The sequence below is a fragment of the Verrucomicrobiaceae bacterium genome, from assembly GCA_016713035.1.
GTDB lineage: Bacteria > Verrucomicrobiota > Verrucomicrobiia > Verrucomicrobiales > Verrucomicrobiaceae > Prosthecobacter.
In genome coordinates, this window is the sequence record JADJPW010000004.1 from 545613 (window position 1) to 566481 (window position 20869).

The 20869-nt window shown below is 60.9% G+C and carries 19 protein-coding genes; 14 read left to right on the plus strand and 5 right to left on the minus strand.

The annotated features are described in order from the left end of the window. Positions 1-41: 41 nt before the first annotated feature. From IPK32_16530 to IPK32_16545, 4 genes are all read left to right on the plus strand, one after another. Positions 42-2402 carry a heavy metal translocating P-type ATPase metal-binding domain-containing protein gene (locus IPK32_16530; protein ID MBK8093532.1) on the plus strand — a complete coding sequence of 787 codons (2361 nt, stop codon included), beginning with the start codon at positions 42-44 and terminating at the stop codon, positions 2400-2402. Next, positions 2399-3961, plus strand: a complete 1563-nt coding sequence (locus IPK32_16535) for a PAS domain S-box protein (GenBank protein MBK8093533.1) — start codon at positions 2399-2401, stop codon at positions 3959-3961. The genes IPK32_16530 and IPK32_16535 overlap by 4 nt, the downstream gene beginning before the upstream one ends. 32 nt (positions 3962-3993) lie before the next feature. Next, positions 3994-4602 (plus strand): response regulator transcription factor, encoded by a 609-nt coding sequence (locus IPK32_16540; protein MBK8093534.1) that lies wholly within the window; start codon positions 3994-3996, stop codon positions 4600-4602. A gap of 166 nt (positions 4603-4768) precedes the next feature. Further along, positions 4769-5599 carry a helix-turn-helix transcriptional regulator gene (locus tag IPK32_16545; GenBank protein ID MBK8093535.1) on the plus strand — a complete coding sequence of 277 codons (831 nt, stop codon included), beginning with the start codon at positions 4769-4771 and terminating at the stop codon, positions 5597-5599. A gap of 106 nt (positions 5600-5705) precedes the next feature. Here the strand turns inward: IPK32_16545 and IPK32_16550 are convergent, their stop codons facing one another. Continuing rightward, positions 5706-7556 (minus strand): ABC-F family ATP-binding cassette domain-containing protein, encoded by a 1851-nt coding sequence (locus IPK32_16550; protein MBK8093536.1) that lies wholly within the window; start codon positions 7554-7556, stop codon positions 5706-5708. Between the two features lie 164 nt (positions 7557-7720). Here IPK32_16550 and IPK32_16555 point away from each other — a divergent pair, with 164 nt between their 5' ends. Both IPK32_16555 and IPK32_16560 read left to right on the plus strand, forming a co-directional pair. Then, on the plus strand, positions 7721-8374 hold the full coding sequence (locus tag IPK32_16555; protein ID MBK8093537.1) for a helix-turn-helix domain-containing protein: 654 nt from the start codon (positions 7721-7723) through the stop codon (positions 8372-8374). Between the two features lie 7 nt (positions 8375-8381). Next, positions 8382-8705 carry a hypothetical protein gene (locus IPK32_16560; protein ID MBK8093538.1) on the plus strand — a complete coding sequence of 108 codons (324 nt, stop codon included), beginning with the start codon at positions 8382-8384 and terminating at the stop codon, positions 8703-8705. 664 nt (positions 8706-9369) lie between these two features. On the opposite strand, the gene IPK32_16565 is transcribed toward IPK32_16560, so the two are convergent. Further along, entirely contained in the window at positions 9370-9588 is a 219-nt protein-coding gene (locus IPK32_16565; protein ID MBK8093539.1) for a hypothetical protein, read from the minus strand. Between the two features lie 585 nt (positions 9589-10173). Continuing rightward, the gene (locus IPK32_16570) at positions 10174-11370 is read right to left on the minus strand and encodes an alpha/beta hydrolase (protein ID MBK8093540.1); all 1197 of its coding nucleotides are present in this window, start codon (positions 11368-11370) and stop codon (positions 10174-10176) included. Between the two features lie 162 nt (positions 11371-11532). Here IPK32_16570 and IPK32_16575 point away from each other — a divergent pair, with 162 nt between their 5' ends. Continuing rightward, entirely contained in the window at positions 11533-12747 is a 1215-nt protein-coding gene (locus tag IPK32_16575) for a phosphoglycerate kinase (protein MBK8093541.1), read from the plus strand. Positions 12748-12786: 39 nt separating this feature from the next. Continuing rightward, a complete protein-coding gene (locus IPK32_16580; GenBank protein ID MBK8093542.1) occupies positions 12787-13587 on the plus strand; it encodes a triose-phosphate isomerase in 801 nt (266 codons plus the stop codon). Positions 13588-13737: 150 nt separating this feature from the next. On the opposite strand, the gene IPK32_16585 is transcribed toward IPK32_16580, so the two are convergent. Beyond that, positions 13738-14571, minus strand: a complete 834-nt coding sequence (locus tag IPK32_16585) for an aldolase (GenBank protein MBK8093543.1) — start codon at positions 14569-14571, stop codon at positions 13738-13740. Between the two features lie 116 nt (positions 14572-14687). On the opposite strand from IPK32_16585, the gene IPK32_16590 reads away from it, so the two are divergent. The 6 genes from IPK32_16590 to IPK32_16615 all read left to right on the plus strand — a co-directional run bounded on the left by IPK32_16590 (position 14688) and on the right by IPK32_16615 (position 20349). After that, positions 14688-15176, plus strand: coding sequence for a hypothetical protein (locus IPK32_16590; protein ID MBK8093544.1), 489 nt, complete (start codon positions 14688-14690; stop codon positions 15174-15176). Between the two features lie 132 nt (positions 15177-15308). Further along, positions 15309-15992 (plus strand): response regulator transcription factor, encoded by a 684-nt coding sequence (locus IPK32_16595; GenBank protein ID MBK8093545.1) that lies wholly within the window; start codon positions 15309-15311, stop codon positions 15990-15992. 9 nt (positions 15993-16001) lie between these two features. Beyond that, on the plus strand, positions 16002-17021 hold the full coding sequence (locus IPK32_16600; protein MBK8093546.1) for a hypothetical protein: 1020 nt from the start codon (positions 16002-16004) through the stop codon (positions 17019-17021). A gap of 16 nt (positions 17022-17037) precedes the next feature. Continuing rightward, positions 17038-18042 carry a HAMP domain-containing histidine kinase gene (locus tag IPK32_16605; protein ID MBK8093547.1) on the plus strand — a complete coding sequence of 335 codons (1005 nt, stop codon included), beginning with the start codon at positions 17038-17040 and terminating at the stop codon, positions 18040-18042. A 58-nt stretch (positions 18043-18100) separates the two neighbouring features. Beyond that, positions 18101-18667 (plus strand): Uma2 family endonuclease, encoded by a 567-nt coding sequence (locus IPK32_16610; protein ID MBK8093548.1) that lies wholly within the window; start codon positions 18101-18103, stop codon positions 18665-18667. 140 nt (positions 18668-18807) lie between these two features. Further along, positions 18808-20349, plus strand: a complete 1542-nt coding sequence (locus tag IPK32_16615; protein MBK8093549.1) for a CocE/NonD family hydrolase — start codon at positions 18808-18810, stop codon at positions 20347-20349. Here IPK32_16615 and rplS read toward each other — a convergent pair. After that, complete coding sequence (rplS, locus tag IPK32_16620; protein ID MBK8093550.1) at positions 20346-20708, minus strand: 50S ribosomal protein L19; 363 nt, start codon at positions 20706-20708, stop codon at positions 20346-20348. The genes IPK32_16615 and rplS overlap by 4 nt on opposite strands. Positions 20709-20869 lie beyond the last annotated feature (161 nt).

The following is a 20869-nucleotide window of genomic DNA, read 5'->3' on the forward strand; positions in this document are numbered from 1 at the left end:
GGGGGAGGTGAAATCGGGATACTCGAAGCACTTCTTCACACATGCCTGATATCTGCTTACACTGCGGGACTCCGGTCCCAGCATCGCGCCACGACGCCTTTTGCTGCGGCGGGTGCGATTTCGTGTACCGCATGCTGCATGATGAGGGCCTAGACCGGTTCTATGACCTGCGGGGTGATAAAAACCTGCCTCCGGTGCCCGCCCAGGCGCTGCGTGAGCGAGACTACACCTGGCTAGAGCAGATCGTGCAGGCGAATCCGGCGGACTTCACGCTCGCCGTGCAGGGCATGACCTGCGTGGGCTGCGTGTGGCTCATGGAGAAGATTTTCTCCCGCATGGAGGGTGCCGCGCAGATCGACGTGGATGTGCTGCGCGGTGAAATCCGGCTCAAAATGCTGCCAGGGGTGTTCGATGCCGTTGCCTTCGCCAAACAGCTACAGCACTTCGGTTACCTCGTCGGGCCTCCGCAGACCCAAATGGGCGAAAAACCAGCCGCGAGTGGCCTGGAGCGGCGAATGGGCGTGTGTGGTGCCTTTGCGATGAATGCGATGGCTTTTAGCGTCCCGGCTTATTTTGGCATGCCCGAGGATTTTGCCTTTGCGGGCTGGTTTGACATGATCGCGGCTGTTTCCGCCACGCTGGCGCTGCTAGTGGGTGGCTCGTACTTCATCGAGCGGGCGTGGAGTAGCCTGCGCATGGGCGTGCTGCATATCGACACGCCGATCGCGCTGGGGATCATCGCAGCATGGATCGGGTCCATGGGCGGCTGGGTGGCTGGCGTGCGGGGACTGAAGTACTTCGACTTTGTGGCCATGTTCATCTTTTTGATGCTGGTGGGGCGCTGGGCGCAGCACGCGGCGGTGGAGAGAAATCGCCGCAAGCTCATGCGTGACACTTCCATCCCAGAAACTGTCCGCTTGATCGATGGTGAGGAAAACCTGCCGCTCTCTGCGCTGCAACCCGGCATGCACTTCCGCGTGAAAAGCATGCAGACCGTGCCCGTCGCGGCGAAGCTGCTCAGTGACCGTGCCAGCGTGAGCATGGAGTGGATGAATGGTGAGAGCGACTCCCTCCAGCGTGATGAGGGGCAGCTACTGCCCTCTGGCGCACTGAATATCGGTGCCGACATGCTCGATCTGGAGGCGCTGGAGACCTGGGAGTCCTCAACGCTGAAGCGCCTCCTGCATGCCCGGCGTGGTGTGGATCAGCGTGATACGGGCCTGGAGCGTCTGCTGCGCTGGTATCTGGCCGCTGTGGTGGTGGTGGGCATCTGTGGTGCCATCTGGTGGGCTCTGAGTGGTGCTGGTGTGACGCAGTCACTCAGTGTGATGATTTCCATCTTTGTCGTGAGCTGCCCATGCGCCCTGGGTGTGGCGGTGCCGCTGGCAGAGGAGCTGGCCTCATCGCGGGCGGAGCGGTTGGGCGTCTTTGTGCGCTCCCTAGCGCTGTGGAAGCGGCTGATGCGGACCAAGCACGTCATTTTCGATAAAACGGGCACGCTCACACTGGAGAACCCAGCTTTGGAGAATCCTGCCGCACTCCAAAAGATGAGCGCGGATGAAAAAACCGCCCTGCGCACTCTCGTGCGTGGGAATCTGCATCCCGTCAGTCGCAGCTTGTTTGATGCCATCGGCCCAGGGCTCGAAATCGCGGGCCAGGATGTCCAGGAGGTCGTGGGGCAGGGCCTGGAGTTCACCGATACCACCAGCGGCCATGTCTGGGCACTGAAACGCAGCCAGGATGGCGCAGCAGATGCCGTGCTGACTTGTGATGGCAAAGAATTGGCCGCCTTCCGCTTCCGTGATGCCTTGCGGGCCGAGTCGATCGACGAGGTGCGGCACCTCCAGCAGCGCGGCCTCGGTGTCGCCATCCTGAGTGGTGATCGCGAGGCGAAGGTGGCCGCAATCGCTGCCCAGCTAGGTCTGGGCCGAGAGCACTGGGCCTGCGCACTCACCCCGGAGCAAAAAGCCACCTGGATCAGCGAGCACACACGCCATGATGCGCTCTTCATCGGCGATGGGGCGAATGACAGCCTCGCTTTTGACGCAGCACTCGCCGCAGGCAGTCCGGTGACGGGGCGCAGCTTCTTGGAGCAAAAAGCGGACTTCTTCTTCATCGGCAGTAGCCTGACTTTTGTGAGCGGTCTGCTGCGCATCGCTAGGGTACACCGGAGTGCGACGCGGCGTGTGTTCACCTTTTCACTGAGCTACAATCTCATCACCGCCGTAGCAGGCCTGATGGGCCACCTCAGCCCGCTGGCAGCCGCTGTCTTGATGCCACTGAGCTCTGTCGCCACACTGGGCATCGTAGCGCTGACTTTCCGCCAGAGCAGGATGCGTGTGGATGCTGCTCGTACTCACCCTGATTCGCCCATGCTCGCGACAGCAGCGCCAGCCTTATGATCGCTGCACGCCACATACCCGCATCCGGCAAGCGTCATTTGCGCAGTGATGGCCGTCTTGACAGCACAGGCAGCGGCAGGAAGCATGGACGCATCTCCACTGGGCTGCACAGCACCAGTGTAGATCATTCCCCACACGCCATGCCCAGTCCCGATCACGTCCTTTTCCAGAGCCTAGCCGACCACGCTGGCATGCTCGTCATGGAACTCGATCCACACGGGAACATCATCTGGGCTAGCCGCGCAGTGGAAAAAGCCACCGGGCACAGCCTATTGGAGCTGCGTGGTCAGGAGTGGACTTCTCTGCTCGTGCCAGAGCACCTGCGAGCCACGTCACGCCAGCTTTGTAGCACGGTGCAGGCGCAGCAAAATGAGAGCCGCAGGCATGAGCTGCCGCTCCTGACCGATGACGGTACTCTGCGCTATGTGGAGTGGCATTTTTCCGCCCTGCGTGGCACGGATGGCGATGGGCCGCGGCTGCTGTGCATCGGGCGTGACATCACAGACCTACGCACAGCGCAGCAGGCGCTAGTCGCCTCAGAATTACGTAGCCGGGCCATCGTGGAGACGGCAGTGAACGCCATCATCACCATGAGCGCCGAGTGCATCCTCGAGACGGTAAACAGCGCTGCGGAGAGGCTCTTCGGCTATACGAAGGAGGAGATGATCGGCCAAAATATCTCCATGCTCATGCCGCAGCCCTATCGTGATCACCACGATAGCTATGTGCAGAATTACCTGCGCACCGGAGTGAAAAAAATCATCGGTATCGGCCGCGAGGCTGTGGCCCAGCGGAAAGACGGCAGCATTTTCCCCATCGACCTCTCTGTCGGCGAGGTGATGCTGCCTGGCGGGAAGCGAGTCTTCACCGGCATCATCCGCGACCTCTCAGATCGCAAGGCCTTGGAGGACAAAATCCTCTCCATCAGCGAAGAGGAGCAGAACCGCATCGGTCAGGACATCCATGATGACCTCTGCCAACAACTCGCCGCCATCGGCTGCCTCGCCAAGGTGGTGCATCGCAAGCTCTCCCATGATCAGCGTCATGAAGCCGTGGGCGTGGATGAGATCGGGCGGCTCGTCACCCAGGCGAATGTGCGTGCGCGGGAGATGTCACGCGGGCTGATGCCTGTGGTGCTAGACTCCGGCGGGCTCATGGCTGCACTCGCGGATCTGGCACAGAGCACGGAGCGCATCTTTCGCATCCCCTGCCCCTACCGCTGTGACACACCTGTGGAGGTCACCGACAGCAAAGCTGCTGTGCAGATCTTCCGCATCGCCCAGGAGGCCCTGGCCAATGCGATCAAGCACAGCCACGCCACCCGCATCGAGATCACCCTTTCTGCCAGCGGCGGTACTCTGGCACTCAGCATCAAAGATAACGGCCTCGGCATCCCAGATAACATCAGTGGCAAACGCACCGGCATGGGCCTGCTCACCATGACGCACCGCGCACGCATGATCGGTGGTGATTTAGAGATTGAAGCTGGTCCCACAGGTGGCACGCTCGTCCGCTGCCGCTTCCCGCTCACTCATCCTCCAGCACCCTCTCCCGAGTGAAACGACTCCTGCTCATCGACGACCACCCCATCATGCGCCATGGCCTAGCGCAGCTCCTACGCATGGAGGAAGGCCTCGAAATCTGCGGCGAAGCAGGCTCCGCACGCGAAGGACTCGAAGCCGTCGGCACTCTCAGGCCCGATGTGGCCATCATCGACCTCACCCTGCCGGATAAAAGCGGCCTCGAGCTGCTCAAAGACATCCAGGCGCAGTTCCCCACCACCCTTTGCCTCGTCCTCTCCATGCATGACGAGTCTCTCTATGGTGAGCGCTCACTGCGGGCCGGGGCACGCGGCTACATCATGAAAGAAGCCGCCGCAGACCACCTCGTCAGCGCGGTGCGGAAAATCCTCTCTGGTGGCATCTACATCAGTGATGCCATGGCAGCACGCATGCTCGGCCAGATCAGCGGGGCAAAAGGCAAAGGCGGCAGCGCTGGCACCGACACGCTCACCGACCGCGAGCTCGAGATCCTCGAGCTCATCGGCACCGGCACCGCCACCAAGATCATCGCACAGCGCCTCGGCATCAGCGCACGCACCGTGGAGGCCCACCGCGCTCACATCAAAGAAAAGCTGGGCATCACCGACGGAGCCGCACTCGTGCGCTACGCGGTGCAGTGGGTCGAAGGCAAAAAGTAGCCCCAGCCACCGCCACACACGCTCTACCGCTGAAGGGAGCACTACTGGTATCCACTAGGCCGCCACTACGGTCATCCCTCATGCGAAATGCCGTAGCCGCAGACAATAGCTGCATGATGCCGCGCAACCTAGTCTCCAAGCGTCAAGATCAACACACCTGACGCCTATGAATACCAACACCAATACCGCCACTCCAGCCAGTAAAGCTCGCTTCATCCAAAACCTTGCCGAAAGCCCCATTTTCCGCCTCCATCAGGATTCCTTCCTCGCACTGACAGGCCTTGATCTGAGCCTCGTCGCCGCCCAAGAAAGCGAACATGACGTGCTCGATCCCATCACCCTCCGCACTGGTGGCCTCACCGTCACCCGCGTGCCGGTCAAAATCGGGAAAAACGCGATCGCCTTCATGCAGACTGGCGCGACACGCCTGATCCCACCCGGAGACGCCGCCTTCCACGACGTGGCTCGTGACATGCTCTCCAAAGACAGCAGCGCTGCCGACATCCGCGCTGCAAAAGCCCACTTTGACAGCCACCCCGCACTCGACGTCGCTCGCTACGAGGCTGCAAAGACAGTCCTCGTCTCCTTTGCCGCCCAGCTCGGTGAAAACGCCCACCGCATGCTCTTTGCACAGACCACGCATGAGCCAGAGGCTGTGCGGAATGCCAAAACCTTCATCCACGCCCATCTGGCCGAAAGCCTCAGCCTCGAAGCCGTCGCCCGCGCGGTGAATGTGAGCCCCTTCCACTTCTGCAAGCTCTTCAAGAAGGCTACCGGCCTCACCTTCACCGATTTCGTCAATCACGCCCGCGTGGAAAAAGCCCGCCGCATGCTCATGCGCCCTGCTAGCCGCATCACAGAAGTGGCCTATGACGTGGGCTTCCAGAGCCTCTCGCACTTCAATCGCAGCTTCCGCCGCATCACCAGCGAGAGCCCCACAGAGTTCCGCAGCCGTCTAAAATCCGGCAGCGCCGAGATGGCAGCCATGGCCGCGTAAAATCCCCCCAAAACCTGAAAGTCAGGTTCCAGACCCCGTGCGTGCTTTCACAGCCGTGCGGGGTTGTTTTTTACTCGTGCTCCATTTTTGCAGCCTCAGTCCACCATCACACTGCGGCCAGTTTTTCGACTTCCTCCGCCGCTTTCTCCCACTCGGTCGTGAGTTTGGCGACTTTCGGTTCCACGGCCTCCAACTCGGCACTCAGGGCACGGAATTTCACAGCGTCGGCATACGTCGCTTCGTCTTGGAGGAGTTCGACGATTTCATGTTTGCGTTTGTCGAGAGTGGCGAGTTCGGCCTCTATTTTGCTGACACGTTGCTCGGCGTCTTTTTTCGCTTTGCTGCGGGCGTTGCGGGCTTCGGCTTCGAGGCGCTTTTGCTCTTTGGATTTGGGCGGCTCGCGGACGGTGGATGCGGTGTAGGCGACAGGCTGGGCATTGTGCAGCGTGGCGGTGAGGGCCTCACGAGCGCTACCCGCCTTCGATTTATCCAGGTAGTATTGATAATCACCTGCGTAGGGCGTGATGACGCCCGCACTCACATGCAGGACGTTTTTCGCCATCTGGCGGATGAAGTGCACGTCATGGCTGATGAAGACGAGGGTGCCCTCGTATTGATCCAGGGCGCTGATGAGGGCATCGATGCTGCCCATGTCGAGATGCGTCGTCGGCTCATCCATGAGGAGGAAGTTCGGTGGATCGAGCAGCAGGCGCACGAGCACGAGGCGGCTTTTTTCACCACCGCTGAGGACGCCGACAGGTTTGAAAACATCATCACCGTGAAACAGGAAGGAGCCGAGGAGGGTGCGGCAGAGGTTTTCACCGGGGCGGCTAGGCAGATCCATGGCGGATTGCAGCACGGTGTGGCGCATGTTGAGCACATCCCCGCGATATTGGGCGAAGTAGCCGAGCTTGACGTTGTGACCGAGTTCCCGGTTCCCGGCCTGCTGGGTCAAAGCACCCGCGAGGAGCTTTAGCAGCGTGGATTTGCCCGCGCCATTGGGGCCGACGAGCACGGTGCGCTGTCCGCGCTCGATTTCGAGATCGAGGCCGGTATAGACCGGTGTTTCGCCATAGGCGAAGTCGATGCCGGTCATGCGAATGACCCGCAGGCCGCTGCGTGGAGGCTGGGGGAAGCGAAATTTGACCGTTTTGGCATCGGCGACGGGGGCTTCGATCTTTTCGATGCGGTCGATCATCTTGGCCTTGTCCTGCGCACGGGAGGCGAAGTTGGCCTTCGCTTTGAATTTATCCACCCAAGCCTGCATTTTGGCCAGCTCGCGCTGCTGGTTGTCGTAGGCTCCCTGCATCTGCTCCATGCGGGCGGCTTTTTCACGCAGGTAGTCGTCGTAATTGCCGGTGTAGCGGGTGATTTTGCTATGGGCGATCTCGAGGATGCTGTCGCAGAGGGTGTTGAGGAACTCGCGGTCGTGCGAGATCATCAAAATGGCTCCGGGATAGCCCTGGAGGTAATCTTGGAACCAAATGAGCGACTCGAGATCGAGGTGGTTCGTCGGCTCATCGAGTAGGAGCAGATCTGGCTCCTGCACGAGCAAACGGGCCAGATGGGCACGCATCACCCAGCCGCCGCTGAGGGTGCGGGCATTGCGCTCGAAGTCCGACTCGCGGAAGGCGAGGCCGCTGAGGATGCGTTTGGCCTTCGGCTCGACCTCCCAGCGGTGATTTTCATCGAGATGGCCGGTGGCGAGTTCCAGGACGGTGACGTCATCAATGGGTGCACTCTCCTGCGGCAGGAAGCCGAAGGTGATGCCCCGCTCCATCATGACACGGCCATCATCTGGCACGGCGTCTTGGAGGAGGAGGGAGAACAGGGTGGATTTCCCCGCCCCATTGGGACCGATGAGGCCGATTTTTTCGCCACGGTTGATGTGAAAAGACACCTGGCTGAAGAGAGTACGGCCGGCGTAGGTTTTACTGACGTTGGAAACGGAGAGCATGTGGGGGAAGCGGGGCGCGGGAGGTAGGCGGGAGTGACGCCTAGGTCAAAGGGGCAAGTGGGTGGTGATGCGGCTACCTGGCCCATTTTGGTGACAAATTTATAAAAAACTCATCGCATCCGTTTGATGAGATGTCAGTATCGGCCCGTCACCAGCCAGAAACGATGCATCTCACCCTCGGACAGCGCATGAAGGCCGCCCGCGAAGCACGCGGGCTCTCTTTGGCCGACGCCGCTCACGAAACGCGTGTGCCAGCACAGCGTCTGCATCATCTGGAAACAGATAACATCGCCGCATTCGGCAGCATGACGTATGCACGGTCGTTTTTGAAGCTGTACAGTGATTACCTCGATGTGGATGCCTCTGAGGTGCTCCATGAGTTGCCACCAGCGATGTTGGGCGGACCGCAGGATTACCGCTATCTCACGGATTCCCTCGGCCCATGGCTCGCAGAGCGCAAAAAGCCCTCTGTGCGGCTCTCTGAGCCCGTCAGCAGCAGCAGTGTGCAGACGATCAAGTCGCCCGTGCCAGCGGGAATCGGGATTTTTCTCTTCCTCGTGGCTCTGGCAGGTCTGTACGGTCAATATGTCGCCACTTTAAAGAAGGATGAGCCCGTCGTGCAGACGATCGAGCAGACCACCACCGCCGCCCAGGAGACTAGCGTGGCTGCTGAGGCACCTCCCGCTATAGCTCCCGTGGACAAGGTGCTGCCCGCGGAGCCTGTGCAGGTGCAGCCTGCGATCCCGGTCGATCCCATCGTGATCGCACCACCGACAAAAAACGGCCTCATCGAACTCAATCCACGCGAGGGCCTGTGAACGCGTGATGCCTTCTTCTTCGCCATCGAATCGCGGCTGGTTGCCGCCCGTATTATGGTCGCTGGGCTTCCTGGCGCTGATCGGCGTCGCATGCGTGATCAATGAGGAACTGCGCCAAGTGGTGCTGGAGGGCGCGAGCTACATTTTCGTCTTTGTGACATCCCCTTTCATCCTAGAGGCCACGACGGCCTGCATCGGCCTAGCCATCGTGATGATCATCAATAGCCTGCGTATCGAGCGTGAAGGAGATGGCTGGGTGGAGATGGAGGTGCGTCAGGAGCCTGAGGCACCGCCTGCTGAGGAGGCGAAGTCGAAGGGTGAGTTGCACTGAGCTGAAGATCGTGCCTGACGTGGGCGTATAGCCGGGCATGAAAAACCTGATTCTGGCGCTTTTGTTCGGTGGGAGTTTTGCCCAGGCGGCATGGCAGGCAGGAGCCGCACGGGCAGACATCACACCGGGCGAATCCGTGCCCCTGGCAGGCTATGGTGGGAAGACACGCATGTCGCAACGGGTGGAGCATGCCATCTGGCTGAAGGCGCTGGCTTTGCGAGAGGATGCAGGGCCGATAGCGGTGATCGTGACGGCGGATTTGGTAGGCCTGAGTGATAAAATGATCGCTGTGATCGCCAAAAATGCGGCGGAAAAGCACGGCATCCCGCGTGAGCGCCTGATCCTCAATTCCTCACACAATCACTCCTGCCCGGTGACGGAGGATGTGCTGTGGTTGTATTACGAATTCACGGCTGCGGAGGCTGCGGTGAAGGACCGCTACACGGCGCAGGTGTATGCGAAGTATGATGAAGTCATCGGTGCCGCCATCGCGGCGCTAGCACCGGCGGAGTTGAGCTTCGAGCAGGGACTGGCCGGCGTGGCGGTGAACAGACGACGCTCGCGTGGGCCGGAGAGTCGTGCGCTCGGTGGGCAGGTCGATCAGGATGTGCCCGTGATCGCTGTAAAGAGCGGTGATGCGCTGCGGGCCGTGCTTTTCGGCTATTCATGCCACACGACCGCGCTGGGAGGTCTGAGCATCAATGGCGACTACGCCGGTTTTGCCCAAATCGAGCTCGAAAAGGCGCATCCAGGCTGTGTGGCGATGTTTGTGCAAAATTGCGGTGGGGATGCCAATCCGCTGCCACGCATCCGTGGACGTGATGCAGAGGCGACATCGCTCACGGGCATGTACGGCCACATTTTGGCCGAAGCAGTGAATCAAGTGCTCGCAGCGCCGATGAAACCGCTCACAGGCCCGCTGAAGACGGCGATGAGCGAGACGGAGCTCTTTTTACAACCCGGCCTACCGCTTGAGGAGCTGAAGCAACGCGTGCCAAACCTCACCGGCATGCCAAAGCGTGAGTTCGAGCACTTCATCCGCCAATATGAGGCACTGGGGGCTCTGCCAGATCGGGTGCGTTATCCGGTGCAGGTGTGGCGCTTCGGGCCGGAGCTGACTTTCATCGCACTCACGGGCGAGACGGTGGTGGATTACTCGCTGAAGTTCAAAGCCGCGCAGGGCTGGAACACGACCTGGGTAAGTGGTTACAACAACGACCTGCTCAGCTACGTCCCCAGCCTGCGGGTGCTGAGGGAAGGCGGCTACGAGGGCAGCTCTGGCATGTATGAATACGGCCACCGTGCTCCCTACACGGAGACGGTGGAGCAGCAGATTACCGCCGTGGTGGAGAAATTGCTGCGCAGCGGAGGCTGGGCCCTTCTGCGGCGGGGGGGGGGGGGGGGTCTTTTGGGCGGTCAGGGCGGTGGAACGGAGGCGACATTCTTGGAAGCCCCCGGTGTGGCTTTTTCAGCGCTGCACGTCGAGCACGAGGTTTTTGGCGTTTTCGCCGATTTCGAGATTCCAGGTGCCGGAGCCGGGTTTTTGCTCGGTGGTGGTGACGGTACCATCGGGTGTCTCCAGATCGGGGACGTCTGCGGCGCTGTAACTGACCTTCAGAGTGACTTTTCCGACCACGGGACCGCTTTTTTCATCGAGTTTGAAATTCCCATGCATCACGCGGGCACAGGCTACGGGCTGATTGGCATCCTGGGGGGTGAAGATGATGCTGCCCCAGCTCACCGGCTTGCCGTTGATGTTGAGTTTGCCATTCACGGCGCTGCGCTTCGCGGGCTTGAGGAAGCCCTGATTGCGCAGCCAATCACGCAGATGCCCACTCCAGCTCCCCAGCACGGGATCACCGAGGTAAAGACCGACGCCGTGCGGCCCTGGCTGGTAAATGTGCAGCTCGGCGGGCACTTTGTGCTTCCGGCAGGCGAGGTAGAGCGCCACGGGATTCTCCGCTGGCACCACGGTGTCTTCATCGGTGTGAAAGATGAAAATGGGCGGCGTGCTGGCCGTCACTCGCGTCTCGGTGCTGACATGCCGTGCGAGGTCGTCCGTGTCACCTGGGCCGAGGAGGTTTTTGCGTGATCCTTTGTGGCCATAGTCCTGGATCATGGAGATGACGGGGTAAGTGGGCGCGGCGACGTCTGGCCGGGCACTGACTTGATCGACCGCGTCATTCGTCATGCCGGCGGGTTTTTCATCGAACATGGTCGCGGCCATGGAGGTGAGGTGCCCACCGGCGCTGAAGCCGATGATGCCGATGCGCTGGGGATCGATGCCATAGGTCTGCGCATTCGCCCGCACATGGCGGATGGCCCGCTGCACGTCGATGAGCTGCGTGGGGAAGTGGTAGCCCTGGCTGCCCAGGCGGTAATGCAGCACAAAGGCGGAGACGCCGATGCCATTGAACCACCGCGCCACCTGGGTGCCCTCATGATCTGCCGCGAGGCCCCCGTAGCCGCCGCCAGGGCAGACGACAAAGGCCGCGCCATTGGCCTGCTCCTTCGCGGCGGGCCAGACATAGATGAAGGGCTGATCCTTATCCTCCTGCCCCTTCGCCCCAGGGGCACCGTCTGGCCAGAGGCGGACCTTTGCGGGCTCCGCGAGGGCGGTTTGAGAGAAAAAGACGGTGGCGGTGAGGAGGAGGAAGTATTTCATCGGTCAAAAGGCATGCTTTATGCGCATGGCTAACCAAACGCGCCCCTGCGTAGGAGGCTTGCACGCCGTGTGAGTGTGCGGGCCGCCTCCCGTGGCCAGATTGCGCCCTTGCCAAGGTGGCTAAAGTCGCGATGGATAGCACCCCCTTTGCCCCAAAAAACCATGCCCAAGCAGACTATTCGTGATCTCGACCTCGCCGGAAAACGCGTCTTTGTACGTGTGGACTTCAATGTGCCTCTGGAGGAGAAAGACGGCCAGATGGTCATCACCGATGCCACCCGCATCCAGGAGACCCTGCCGACCATCCAGTTCCTCATCGAAAAAGGTGCCCGTATCATCCTAGCGAGCCATTTGGGCCGCCCGAAGGGCCAGCGTGATCCGAAGCAGTCTCTCGCTCCAGTCGCACCGGCTCTCAGCGCCCTGATTGGCAAGCCGGTGGCTTTTGCCAGTGACTGCATCGGTGATGAGGCCAAATCCAAAGCCCTCGCTCTGGGCAATGGCGACGTGCTTTTGCTGGAAAACACCCGCTTCCACGCGGGCGAGGAGCAAAACGATGCCACGCTCGCGAAGGGCATGGCCGAGCTGGCGGAGGTCTTTGTGAATGACGCCTTCGGCTCCGCCCACCGTGCGCATAGCTCCACAGCGGGCATCGCAGACTACCTCCCCGCAGTTTCCGGCCTGTTGATGGAAAAAGAGCTCACTTGGCTCAATGACGAGCTGGAGAACCCAGATCGCCCCTTTGTCGTCATCCTCGGCGGAGCAAAGGTCAGCGACAAAATCGGCGTCATCAATCGCCTGCTCGAAAAGGCCAACACGATCATCATCGGCGGCGGCATGGCCTACACCTTCCGCAAGCTGGTGCAGGGCATCTCCATCGGCAAAAGCCTCTACAAACCCGAGTGGGAACCCATCGCCCAGGCCGCTCTGGACAAGGCCAAGGAGCGTGGCGTGAAGATCCTCATCCCCGTGGACGCGATGATCACCGACGCCTTCGATTTCGACGCGAAGAAGTTCGGCAACATCAAATTCACCGGCGCGGGCGAAAGCATCCCAGACGGCTGGGAAGGCGTCGATATCGGCCCTGAGAGCGTGAAGCTCTTCAGCGAAGAAATTTCCAAAGCGAAGACCGTCATCTGGAACGGCCCGATGGGCGTGTTCGAGATCAAAGAAGCCTCCAAAGGCACCTTCGACATCGCAGAGGCCATGGCGGCCAATTCCAGTGCCAAAAACATCATCGGTGGCGGCGACAGCGTGAAAGCCGTCAAAAAAGCCAAGCTGGGCGATAAGATGACCTTCATCTCCACCGGCGGCGGTGCCTCCCTCGAACTCCTCGAAGGCAAAATCCTCCCCGGCGTCGCCTGCCTGAAGGACAAGTAATTCGTCATTCGTCATTCCAACATTCGTCCTTTCAAAACCATGCCCATCGCTCACTTCCGCAAGCCCATCATCGCCGCCAACTGGAAAATGCACATGACTCCGCAGGAGTCCGATGACTTCCTCCGCGCCTTCGCCCGCCTGGTGCCGGATAAGTGCCCGGTGCAGATCGTCGTGGCACCACCCTTTGTGAGCCTGGAGCGCTCCCACAATGCGCTGGTCAATGCCCGCGAGCAAAGCGTGGAGCTGGCAGCTCAAAACATGAGCGCCCAGCCCGCTGGTGCCTTCACCGGCGAGACCAATGCCCGCATGATCAAGGAATGCGGCTGCAAGCACGTCATCCTCGGCCACAGCGAGCGCCGCAGCCTCTACGGTGAGACAAACGCCATCGTGAATGCGAAGGTGCTCGCCGCTCTCGAAGCACGCCTGCACCCCATCCTTTGCATCGGTGAGACACTCGAAGAACGCGATGCCGGCAAGATCGAGCAAGTGCTGGAAAGCCAACTGCGCGAGTCCCTGGCCGAAGTCGGCCCCCGCCGCATCATGGATGTGGTGATCGCCTATGAGCCCGTGTGGGCCATCGGCACCGGCCGCACCGCCAGTGCCCAGCAGGCACAGGACGCACACGCTTTCTGCCGCAAGGTGCTCAGTGACATGTTCGGCGCCGATGTGGCCGTGAAAATCCGCATTCAATACGGCGGCAGCGTGAAGCCAAACAACATGGCCGAGCTCATCGCCCAGCCAGACGTGGACGGTGCCCTCGTCGGCGGAGCCAGCCTAGAAACCGGCTCCTTCTGGGAAATCTGCCGCGCCGCGATTGATTGGACCAACGCCCACGCGTGATGTGTGGGTGAGCCACTTGGCATTTTGTTCACTTCATGCCTTTAAAAAGTGCTGAGTGCTCAGTTCTGAGTGCTCAGTCAGCTAGACCAATTTACTGAGCACTGAGCACTTCCGCACTAAAAACGCGGCTGCCTTCTTTCTCGCCACACCCTAGGCGATGAGCCGCAGCGCCTCCTCGACGCTGGCTCCTTCATGCACCATGGCCATGAGGGCACGAGTGATGCCCTTCGGATTCGGATGCTGGATGACATTCCGCCCATAGACGATGCCGGCGGCTCCTTGCTGGAGCAGACCCTGCGTGCGCTCCAGGATCTCGCGGTCACTGACACGGCCACCGCCGCGGACCAGCACCGGGATGCCAGAGGCAGCCTCGATGACCTTGTGGTAGCGGCTCACATCGTCGGTCGGGTCTGCTTTGATGATGTCTGCCCCCAGCTCCACGGCCTGCCGGACGAGGTAGGTGATGGCTGTCTCATCCCCATTGACCATGTAGCCACCGGCTTTTTCATTCGGCTGGAAGACGAGCGGCTCGACCATCATCGGCATGCCGTAGTAGTCGGCCTGGGGCTTGAGTTTGAGGATGTTTTCCACGCACTCGGCGTGCACCTCGGGTGCGCCAGGGATCTGGAAAAGATTCACGCACACGCAGGCGGCGTCGTAGCGCACGGCTTGGAGCATGCAGTCCTCCAGCATGAGGCTAAAGCGGCGATTCTCCGGCAGCGTCTTGCCATAGATGTTCGCCACATCGGTGCGGAGCACGAGGCTGGGCTTCTCACGGCCTGGTATCTCCTGGAGATGCCGTGCCATGCCCAGCGTGAGCTGGATCGCATCTGGCGCGGCCTCAACCAGCGTCTTCACCACCTGCCGCATGTCCTCGATGCCCTGGAGGAAACCAGCTTGATTAAAAAAACCGTGATCGACCGCCACATCGAAGCAGCGATTGGATTTGGCATTGAAGAGGCGTTTCAGGCGGAAGGATTTCATGGCGAATGGGCATCTAGGCCGTCTTTGCCCGCCTGCAAGAGCGGAGCGTAAGCGGTATTTGGCGTGACCCGGCACTTGCAGGCGGGCGCGGCCTTCGGCAGAGTCAGCACACCATGCTGAAACGACTTCTTTTGCTCCTCCTCACGGCCCTACTGGCCTCCTGTGCCACCTCAGGCGGCGGTGGGAATTCCCAAGCCGAGATCGCACGCCGCGCAGAGATCGCGGCGGAGCCCCGCGGAGATTACTGGGTGGCACGGCGCTACCACCTCGATCACACGCACTTCTGGGGCTATGTGCGCCGCCCTGGCGAGTCCTGGGACAAGGCGCGGCTCGTCGTGGTCAATGAGCGCTTCTGCAAAATCCCGGATCGCCTGCCAGAGGCCCCCTCCAGTGGCAACGCCTACGGCTACAACCACAACTACCAATACCTCCTCTGGGGTGACTTTAGCGGCAGAAAGGTCTTTGATCCGAACAGCAACATGGTCCTGCCAGAATTCGTGCTCAAAGACCACAAACTGGTGAGTGCCAACCCCGGCTACCTCTTTAAGCCGAACGAGCGCTTCACCGGCTCACTCCCGCGTGCAGAGCCCGGCGCGATGCCCTAAAGCCAGGTTGGCATCCCTGAGCTGCCGCTCCTTTACGCGGCCTTTACAGACTTCCGCATCCGCCGGGTCGATCCCTCGGCGCATGATCGCCCCACTCCACCCACGCACGCTACCCAGCGGCCCGCACGCACCATGAGCACCATCCTTGTCATCGAAGACGACGCAGCGATCCGCCGTGGAGTGCTCGACGCACTCCACTTCGCCGGTCACAGCACCCTGGAGGCACCTGATGGCGAAAAGGGCATGAAACTCGCCCTCAGCGCCACTTTTGACCTCATCCTGCTCGATCTAGTGCTGCCGCATGCCAGTGGGTTTGATATTTTGAAGTCTCTGCGCCGTGAGCGACCCGGCACGCCTGTGATCATCCTCAGCGCCCGAGGTGAAGAGAATGATCGCGTGCGCGGGCTGAAACTGGGCGCAGATGACTACGTGGTGAAGCCTTTTTCCGTGCGGGAGCTCCTCGCTCGTGTGGAGGCGGTGCTACGCCGTGCATCCGAGCGCCAGCCGGTGAGTGAAACGCTCACTCTCGATGATGCCACAATCGATTTGGGCCTGGGAGTGGCCCGTTTTGCCAATGGCGACCAAGCAGAGCTCTCGGAGCGCGAGCGTGAGGTGCTGCGCTACCTCGCGCTGAATCGTGGCCGCCCCGTATCGCGTGAAGAGCTGCTCCAACGCGTCTGGCACCTAGAAGGCCGCCAGATGGAAACCCGCACCGTCGATATGCACGTCGCCAACCTCCGCTCCAAGCTCCGTGATGACGCAGACACCCCGCGTCTGATCGTGACGATCCGGGGGAAGGGGTATCAATTGGTTTGAGAACTAACCATGCACCGCCCACTCCACATCTGGATCACCTTTTTCGCCTGCCTGAGCTTATTGCTGGCAGCGACGGGGTGGGTCGTTTGGCACACGCTGGGGCTGGAAAGAGCACGCGAAATGGCGGCGATGGATGCGGATCGGCAGGAGCGCGTGCGGCTGGCGCTGTGGCGCATGGATTTCCAGGCGAGCTCGCTGTTGCTGCGGGAAAATGCTCGGCCGCCGCATGATTTCCGCGCCTTTCATGCACCTGAGGGCGTGGTGGGGAAGGATAACGACCTCTTTAAAAAGGGCGAGGTGCTCGCAGCCTCGTCACTGCTCACGGAGTTACCAGAGAACGTGCTGCTGCATTTTCAGATCGACGCCGCAGGCACGATAAAATCCCCCCAGGTGCCGCAAAACAGCGAGCGCGATGTGGCGCTGGCTCTCTTCGTCGATGAAGACGCTCTGAAACGCAGTGAGCAGCGGCTGCAAACCCTGCGCACGCTGCTGGCGAAGCCTGCGGATAAAGCGACAAATCGGGATGTGCTCATGCAACACGCCTGCGTGAGCCCACTGGAGATAAAGGCCAAGGCCGATATCTCCGCCACCAACACCAACCTGCTGCGAAACAACAATTGGGCCTCTCAACAAGGCTTGCTGGTGCCTGAGCAGCAAACCCTGAACTCGACGGAGAATTTCATCCGCAGCCGTGCTGTGGCGCAACAGAGCGAGGAGGCGATCAAGCAGCAGAATGCGCCTCAATTGAAGACCTTAGCCGCAAATCCCATCCTAGCCGAAAAACCGGCCCCAATGGCCGCAAAAGCGCCATCGCTGGCTTATTCCGATGATGGCTCGAAAACCCGTACGGCAGCCCCAGCAGCAGCTGCTGCAGCAGCGCCCATTGCGCCTATGGCACCCGCTGAGGCCAAAATTGATGCCGTGACACTTGGGGATTTCGGCCCTATCCAAGTCCAAATCAGCCCCCAAGGCCGGTTCGCGGCCCTTTCAGGGTGTGTGGCTCGATGGGAATCTGATCCTCACTCGTGAGGCATGGGTGGATGGCATGCGCATCGTGCAAGGCGTGTGGCTGGACTGGCCCGCACTGCAAAAAGCCTGGATCGGTGAGCTGGGTGATTTGTTCCAAAAAGCCAGTCTAGAACCCGCCGCGAATGCGGAGCGCGATACGCCCCCGCTGGATGATCCGCTTCGTTTTGCTGCCTTGCCAGTGCGGCTGGTGCCAGGCGTCCTTGATCTGCCAGATCTACCCTTTTGGACTCCTCTACGCCGATCACTCGCTGCCGCAGTCGCTTGTGTGCTGCTGGCCGCACTCGCGGTGGCGCTGCTGCTTTATGGCACGGTGGCTCTGAGTGAGCGTAGGGCTGCCTTTGTCTCTGCCGTGACGCATGAGCTGCGCACGCCACTGACGACTTTCCGCCTCTACTCCGAGATGCTGTCCGATGACATGGTGAAGGACGAGGCCCAGCGCAAAACCTACCTCGATACACTCACGGGTGAAGCTGGTCGCCTGAGTCATCTGGTGGAAAATGTACTCGCCTATGCGCGGCTGGAGCGCGGCAGCGCAAAATCGCGTGCAGAACAGACCAGCATCGGAGCCCTGCTGGATCGCATCCTCCCGCGTCTGCAACAGCGGGCGAGTGAATGCAGCATGGAGGTGCGTGTGGATGTCACCGAGTCGGATCGGCAGACGCGTCTGCACATCGACACTGGCGCGGTGGAGCAGATCCTTTTTAATTTAGTCGATAACGCCTGCAAATACGCCGCTCCACGGGCCGCGCAGCCCGTGATCCACATCGAGGCAGACACGCGTGGCAAGTTCGCCATACTGCGTGTGCGTGATCATGGCGCTGGCATCTCACGCGGCGAGCAGCGGCGCATCTTCCGCCCCTTTCACAAAAGCGCCGATGAAGCAGCTCACTCCGCCCCAGGTGTGGGCCTGGGCCTCGCGCTCTGTCAGCGGCTCGCCACAGCACTGGGCGGTGAGATCACACTGGATGCCGCATGGAAAGACGGCGCATGCTTTGTGGTGCGGCTGCCACGGCTGGCGTGAGTAGGCGGGGAGCTTTCCGTGCTTGCCAAAAGCGACTCAAGCCCGCATTTTCCCCATCATGGCGCTGACCCATCTCCATCCCGGCCTCCAAAAGCGTGCCCTGCCTCTCTCCGTGAAGGCATGGCACGAAATGATCGCCAAAGGACTCGTGTCGAAGCGTGCGGAGCTCATCCGCGGAGTCATCATCGAGAAAATGTCGAAGTCTATTTCCCACGCGAAGCTGTCTTCACGTTTGTTGAAGACCTTAATCAAAGCCTTGAGCGACCATTTCTGGGTGCGATCCGAGACGCCACTCACGCTCATAGATTCAGAGCCCGAGCCCGACCTCTCCGTCGTTGCTGGAGCCGAGGAGACTCACCGTGGCCATCCCCGCACCGCAAAGCTCGTCATCGAAGTCTCCGTGACCACACTCGCAGAAGACCGCGACATGATCGAAATCTACGCCGAAGCCGGCGTGGAGGAATTCTGGATCGTGGATGCAGAGCACCGCTGCGTGGAGGTCCATCGTCAGCCTGTGGATGGACATTACATGATCAGTGAAGTCCGCGCTGCGGGCCAAGTGCTCGACTGCGTGGCCCTACCCGGTGTGCGGGTGGATGTGAGTGAGCTTTTTGCGGGAATCTGAGCGAAGGCGGCTCCACGGGCGTATTCCACCGCCTGATGAAGACATTCCTCTTTCTGATCTGCGGCGTGGTAGCGACTCTGGCGCAGGAATTGCCCCCGCTCGACCTCGGCGGTGTGCGTGAGCAGCATGTGATGATCCCCATGCGGGATGGCGTGCGGCTTTCGGCCTATCTCTATCTACCCGCAGGGGATGCCAAAGTGCCCGCCGTCTTTGAGCAGCGCTACGCAGACATCAGCGGAGCGGGGACTCGGAAAAATGCCGCCGATCTGGCCCGCCATGGCTACGCCGTGGCCATGGTGAACTTCCGTGGCTCGCAGAAGAGCGAGGGGCACTACGTCGGTTACCGCGCACTCGCCTGGGGTGAGCAAAAAGACGGCTACGACACCTGCGAGTGGCTCGCAACCCAACCGTGGTGCACGGGCAAGGTCGGCACCTTCGGCAGCTCGCAGGGTGGCTTTGCGCAGAATTTTTTGGCCGTCACTCAGCCCCCGCATCTGACCTGCCAGTACATGGTCGATACGGGCTTGAGCCTGTTTCAAGAGGGCTACCGCATCGGCGGCGTCACGCGTCCGGGCCGCTTCGCCGACTTCGGCAAAAACTGCCGCGTGCCAGAGGATAATGCCGCCCTCATGCGCCAGTGGGATGCCCATCCGCACTACGATGACTACTGGCGTGCAGAGGACTGCACGCTGCACTTTGCCAAGATGAAGGTGCCCTGCTTCACCATCGGGAGCTGGTATGACTTCATGGTCCAGGGCAGCGTGATGAGCTACCTCGGCCGCAGGGCAAATGCTCCCCAGCAGCTCGTGCTCGGCCCCTGGCTGCACGGACGGCTCAATAAAGGCAGTAAGGTGGCCGAAATGGTCTATCCCCAGAACGCCACATGGCCAGAGCTGCCACACATGGTGCGGTGGTTCGATCATTGGCTCAAAGGCGCAGCCAATGGCATCGAAAAAGAGCCCGCCGTGCGCTACTACGTCATGGGAGCCACTGGTGAGCCAAATGCTCCCGGAAACGTCTGGCGCGAGGCCTCCGACTGGCCCCCACAGAGCACCGAGACCGCTTTTTATCTCCAAGAGGCTGCCGCACTCACCCCAGCCGCCCCTACCGCCCAACAGAGCGGCACCAGCTATGACAGCGATCCGCAGAATCCCATGCAGATGCCCGGCAGAGCCTTCCTGGGGGCCAAAGACGCCCGCGAATTCGAGGCGCAAAAAGACGTGCGCGTGTGGACCACTCCCGTGCTCGAAAAACCGCTCGAAATCACCGGCCAAGTCTTCGCCGACCTATGGATCACCTCCACCGCCAAAGACACCGACGTCATCGTGCGTCTCTCTGACGTGTATCCAGACGGGCGCAGCATGCTGCTGATGGATTACCCGCTGCGGACACGGTATCGCGAAGGGTTCGACCACGAAGCGCTGCTCACCCCCGGCCAGCCAGCACGGCTCAAATGGCACCTCGGCTGGACCAGCATCATCCTGAATGCCGGACATCGCCTACGCGTGACCGTGACCAGCTCTGGAGCCCCACTTTATGAGCCAAATAGCCAAACCGGCGGCCCACAGACACAGGACTGGCTCAAAGATGCCGTAAAGGCCACCCACACCGTGTTACACGAAAAAGAGCACGCTTCTCGCGTGCTCCTTCCGGTGATGAAAAATAGATCCGTGGGCGATTAAGCCGCTTCGATCTGCTGGGCCACTTCCTTGACGGTCATGGCTTCCTTGCCCTGACGGCCACGGAGGTAATGCAGGCGTGCGCGGCGGACGCGGCCGGGTTTGGTCACTTCGACCTTGGCCACCTTCGGGCTATGCACGGGGAAAACACGTTCGACACCTTCGCCGTAGCTGATTTTGCGCACGGTGAAGGCCTCATTGATGCCGTAGCCTTTGCGGGCGATGACGATGCCGTTGAAGAGCTGGATACGCTCTTTGTCACCTTCGATCACTCGGGTGTGCACCTTCACGGTGTCTCCCACGCGGAATTCGGTGAGGTCTTTTTTGAGCTGCTCTTGATTGATCTTCTCGATGGTATTCATGACTAAAGGGGTCCCAAAAAACGCGCCTCAGACGGGGGTTGCAAAACAAGGCCTGGGGGGCGAGGGGGCGCGAAGATGGGCAGTTCACCCTCTTTGGCAACCGCTTTTTAGGCCGTCGAGCTGGGATCTTTCATCCATGCCCCCTGCCCTGCGGGGTGCCT